We start from the raw sequence: 5,646 nt of genomic DNA, 5'->3' as shown, positions 1-5,646 counted from the left end.
AATGGAGTCCGGCGGTGTCCTACTCTCCCACAAGGTCCCCCTTGCAGTACCATCGGCGCAGAGAGTCTTAGCTTCCGGGTTCGGAATGTAACCGGGCGTTTCCCTCTCGCTATGGCCGCCGAAACATTATGGATTTATGTTTCGTTCGTTGGTCTGATGCGAATCAGATCCAGTTCCCGACCGTAAATCGGGAACCACAAAGTGGACGCGAGAATCATTCTCATTCACCATCGCAGTTGCATGTCTTCCGACAGGCACCTCCGGTGAGGTGGGGTGTTATCAATTTATCGGCTTATTAGTACCGGTCAGCTCCGTGGGTCTTTAGTCCCCACTTCCACATCCGGCCTATCAACGCAGTAGTCTAGCTGCGAGCCTCTCGACCTAAGTCATGGAAATCTCATCTTGAAGCCGGCTTCCCGCTTAGATGCTTTCAGCGGTTATCCGTTCCGAACGTAGCTAATCAGCGGTGCTCCTGGCGGAACAACTGACACACCAGAGGTTCGTCCATCCCGGTCCTCTCGTACTAGGGATAGCTCTTCTCAAATTTCCTGCGCGCGCAGAGGATAGGGACCGAACTGTCTCACGACGTTCTAAACCCAGCTCGCGTACCGCTTTAATGGGCGAACAGCCCAACCCTTGGGACCTACTCCAGCCCCAGGATGCGACGAGCCGACATCGAGGTGCCAAACCATGCCGTCGATATGGACTCTTGGGCAAGATCAGCCTGTTATCCCCGAGGTACCTTTTATCCGTTGAGCGACAGCGCTTCCACAAGCCACTGCCGGATCACTAGTCCCGACTTTCGTCCCTGCTCGACTTGTCAGTCTCACAGTCAAGCTCCCTTGTGCACTTACACTCGACACCTGATTACCAACCAGGTTGAGGGAACCTTTGGGCGCCTCCGTTACTTTTTGGGAGGCAACCGCCCCAGTTAAACTACCCACCATGCACTGTCCCTGAACCGGATTACGGTCCGAAGTTAGATATCCAGAGTGACCAGAGTGGTATTTCAACAATGACTCCACCTGAACTAGCGTCCAAGCTTCACAGTCTCCCACCTATCCTACACAAGCCACACCGAACACCAATACAAAGCTATAGTAAAGGTCACGGGGTCTTTCCGTCCTTCTGCGCGTAACGAGCATCTTTACTCGTAGTGCAATTTCGCCGAGTTCGCGGTTGAGACAGCTGGGAAGTCGTTACGCCATTCGTGCAGGTCGGAACTTACCCGACAAGGAATTTCGCTACCTTAGGATGGTTATAGTTACCACCGCCGTTTACTGGGGCTTAAATTCTCAGCTTCGCCTTGCGGCTAACCGTTCCTCTTAACCTTCCAGCACCGGGCAGGCGTCAGTCCGTATACATCGTCTTGCGACTTAGCACGGACCTGTGTTTTTAGTAAACAGTCGCTTCCCACTGGTCTCTGCGGCCTTCAAACGCTCCAGGAGTAAATCCCTTCACGCCTCAGGCCCCCCTTCTCCCGAAGTTACGGGGGCATTTTGCCGAGTTCCTTAACCACGATTCTCTCGATCTCCTTGGTATTCTCTACCTGACCACCTGAGTCGGTTTGGGGTACGGGTAACTTGAACCTCGCGTCGATGCTTTTCTTGGCAGCATAGGATCACTGATTTCGTCCGTGAGGACTACCCATCGGGTCTCAGGCTATATGAACGACGGATTTGCCTATCGTTCGCCCTACATCCTTAGACCGGGACAACCATCGCCCGGCTCAGCTACCTTCCTGCGTCACACCTGTTAATACGCTAACCGCACCAGCATAGGGTCGTGTGCTAGGCCCAACGCTTCACCCCGAAGGGATCCGTCACAGGGATTCAGACACTTAGCATCACTGGATTAGCTTGGGCGGTTCTTCGTCAGTACGGGAATATCAACCCGTTGTCCATCGACTACGCCTGTCGGCCTCGCCTTAGGTCCCGACTTACCCAGGGCGGATTAGCCTGGCCCTGGAACCCTTGGTCTTTCGGAGGACGGGTTTCTCACCCGTCTTTCGCTACTCATGCCTGCATTCTCACTCGTGTGGCGTCCACGGCTGGTTTACACCGCCGCTTCACTCGCCACACGACGCTCTCCTACCACTCCATGCGCCTGGACATAAATGCCGGGCTAATACATGAAATCTACAACTTCGGTGGTGTGCTTGAGCCCCGTTACATTGTCGGCGCGGAATCACTTGACCAGTGAGCTATTACGCACTCTTTCAAGGGTGGCTGCTTCTAAGCCAACCTCCTGGTTGTCTATGCAACTCCACATCCTTTCCCACTTAGCACACGCTTGGGGACCTTAGTTGGTAGTCTGGGTTGTTTCCCTCTCGACGATGAAGCTTATCCCCCACCGTCTCACTGCTGCGCTCTCACTTACCGGCATTCGGAGTTTGGCTAACGTCAGTAACCTTTTAGGGCCCATCAGCTATCCAGTAGCTCTACCTCCGGCAAGAAACACGCAACGCTGCACCTAAATGCATTTCGGAGAGAACCAGCTATCACGAAGTTTGATTGGCCTTTCACCCCTATCCACAGCTCATCCCCTCCATTTTCAACTGAAGTGGGTTCGGTCCTCCACGACGTCTTACCGTCGCTTCAACCTGGCCATGGATAGATCACTTCGCTTCGGGTCTAGACCCAGCGACTAAAACGCCCTATTAAGACTCGCTTTCGCTACGGCTGCCCCACTCGGGTTAACCTCGCCACTGAGCACTAACTCGCAGGCTCATTCTTCAAAAGGCACGCTCTCACCCCTACTAAGGAGGCTCGAACGGTTTGTAAGCAGACGGTTTCAGGTACTATTTCACTCCCCTCCCGGGGTACTTTTCACCTTTCCCTCACGGTACTTGTCCGCTATCGGTCATCTGGGAGTATTTAGGCTTACCAGGTGGTCCTGGCTGATTCACACGGGATTTCTCGGGCCCCGTGCTACTTGGGATACTTCTCGAACCATTGCAACATTTCGACTACCGGGCTGGCACCGTCTATGGCTGGGCTTTCAATCCCATTCGTCTATATTGCTTTGTAATTCTTGCTGTACGGCAGTAACAGCTGAAAAGTCCCGCTACCCCGACCATGCAACGCCTGCCGGCTATCACACATGATCGGTTTGGCCTCTTCCGGTTTCGCTCGCCACTACTAACGGAATCACGGTTGTTTTCTCTTCCTGTGGGTACTGAGATGTTTCACTTCCCCACGTTCCCTCTACCCGCCCTATATATTCAGGCGGGAGTCACTGGGTCGTCTTGCAACGCCCAGCGGGGTTTCCCCATTCGGAAATCCTCGGATCAGGGCTCTATTATCAGCTCCCCGAGGCTTATCGCAGATTTATACGTCCTTCTTCGGCTCCAGATGCCAAGGCATCCACCGTCTGCTCTTAGAAAATTGATATCACATGAGTTTGAATCGATCGTGCCTGGCCTAAGCCAAACAAGATAGACCAATGATTACCTGGCACAGAATTGCTTCATGTACCAGATGTCATCGTTTATGTGATCCGACCTTTCGGTCGAATCTAAGATGCTCGCGTCCACTGTGTAGTTCTCAAAATACGGGCGGTATCTCCCGCGCCAGGCCGAAACCAGACACAACAAGATCCGAAGACCGTCACACCCGAAATCTCGGATGTTCATGGTCCAGAGGTTAGATCGACACCATCACCCCAAAAGATGACAGCACCGGCCCGGTCCCTCAGGACCCAACAGCGTGCAAAAGACCAACCTCGACTCGAGCGCCCGTTCCGACCCCCCGCGTTGTAAACAACACAGAAGATGTACTGAGAAGCACGACTCTTACCTGGCCACAATGTCAATGTTCCACCCATGAGCGCTGTCCAACCCGAACAGGCTGGTACAGCTTGGCAACACTTGAAGTCCCTGTATACAGAGGACGGTTGCACATGCTCCTTAGAAAGGAGGTGATCCAGCCGCACCTTCCGGTACGGCTACCTTGTTACGACTTAGTCCTAATCACCGATCCCACCTTCGACAGCTCCCTCCTTGCGGTTGGGCCACTGGCTTCGGGTGTTACCGACTTTCATGACTTGACGGGCGGTGTGTACAAGGCCCGGGAACGTATTCACCGCAGCGTTGCTGATCTGCGATTACTAGCGACTCCGACTTCATGAGGTCGAGTTGCAGACCTCAATCCGAACTGAGACCGGCTTTTTGGGATTCGCTCCACCTTGCGGTATTGCAGCCCTTTGTACCGGCCATTGTAGCATGCGTGAAGCCCAAGACATAAGGGGCATGATGATTTGACGTCATCCCCACCTTCCTCCGAGTTGACCCCGGCAGTCTCCTTTGAGTTCCCACCATTACGTGCTGGCAACAAAGAACGAGGGTTGCGCTCGTTGCGGGACTTAACCCAACATCTCACGACACGAGCTGACGACAACCATGCACCACCTGTTTACGAGTGTCCAAAGAGTTGACTATTTCTAGCCCGTTCTCGTATATGTCAAGCCTTGGTAAGGTTCTTCGCGTTGCATCGAATTAATCCGCATGCTCCGCCGCTTGTGCGGGCCCCCGTCAATTCCTTTGAGTTTTAGCCTTGCGGCCGTACTCCCCAGGCGGGGAACTTAATGCGTTAGCTGCGACACAGAAGCCGTGGAATGGCCCCTACATCTAGTTCCCAACGTTTACGGCATGGACTACCAGGGTATCTAATCCTGTTCGCTCCCCATGCTTTCGCTCCTCAGCGTCAGTTACGGCCCAGAGATCTGCCTTCGCCATCGGTGTTCCTCCTGATATCTGCGCATTCCACCGCTACACCAGGAATTCCAATCTCCCCTACCGCACTCTAGTCTGCCCGTACCCACTGCAGGCTGGAGGTTGAGCCTCCAGTTTTCACAGCAGACGCGACAAACCGCCTACGAGCTCTTTACGCCCAATAATTCCGGATAACGCTTGCACCCTACGTATTACCGCGGCTGCTGGCACGTAGTTAGCCGGTGCTTTTTCTGCAGGTACCGTCACTTTCGCTTCTTCCCTACTAAAAGAGGTTTACAACCCGAAGGCCGTCGTCCCTCACGCGGCGTTGCTGCATCAGGCTTGCGCCCATTGTGCAATATTCCCCACTGCTGCCTCCCGTAGGAGTCTGGGCCGTGTCTCAGTCCCAGTGTGGCCGGTCACCCTCTCAGGCCGGCTACCCGTCGTCGCCTTGGTGAGCCATTACCTCACCAACTAGCTGATAGGCCGCGAGTCCATCCCAGACCGAAATTCTTTCCAACTCCTAGCCATGCGGCTGAAGCTCGTATCCGGTATTAGACACCGTTTCCAGTGCTTATCCCAGAGTCTGGGGCAGGTTACTCACGTGTTACTCACCCGTTCGCCACTGATCCAAGAAAGCAAGCTCTCTCTTCACCGTTCGACTTGCATGTGTTAAGCACGCCGCCAGCGTTCATCCTGAGCCAGGATCAAACTCTCCATAAATGTTTGATTGCACGACTACAAGTAGCCGGCACATCCAGCACAGGGACCAACCGGAATAGGCTGGAACCCTGCAAGTTTGAAACTGACAGAACAAATCAAAACTGACTTGCTTTGTTGTTTAATCTATTTCCAAAGGAATCCGCTGCACCCCCAACACCAACCCGAAATAGGTTGACATCGAAAAGCACAGTCGGGTTTTTGGCATTTGACAT

Annotated in this window: 3 rRNA genes; all 3 read right to left on the bottom strand. The window is 53.7% G+C overall.

The features are described from left to right. Positions 1–6: 6 nt before the first annotated feature. The 3 genes from rrf to IEW81_RS14370 all read right to left on the bottom strand — a co-directional run bounded on the left by rrf (position 7) and on the right by IEW81_RS14370 (position 5,434). Positions 7–123, bottom strand: a 5S ribosomal RNA gene (gene rrf, locus IEW81_RS14380). A gap of 152 nt (positions 124–275) precedes the next feature. Continuing rightward, a 23S ribosomal RNA gene (locus IEW81_RS14375) occupies positions 276–3,392 on the bottom strand. A 519-nt stretch (positions 3,393–3,911) separates the two neighbouring features. Next, a 16S ribosomal RNA gene (locus IEW81_RS14370) occupies positions 3,912–5,434 on the bottom strand. The 16S, 23S and 5S rRNA genes sit together here, the layout of an rRNA operon. Positions 5,435–5,646 lie beyond the last annotated feature (212 nt).

This window comes from Salinibacterium xinjiangense (assembly GCF_014645015.1).
GTDB lineage: Bacteria > Actinomycetota > Actinomycetes > Actinomycetales > Microbacteriaceae > Rhodoglobus > Rhodoglobus xinjiangensis.
Note: the sequence above shows the minus strand (reverse complement) of the source record. Positions and strands in the feature narration are given on the sequence as shown.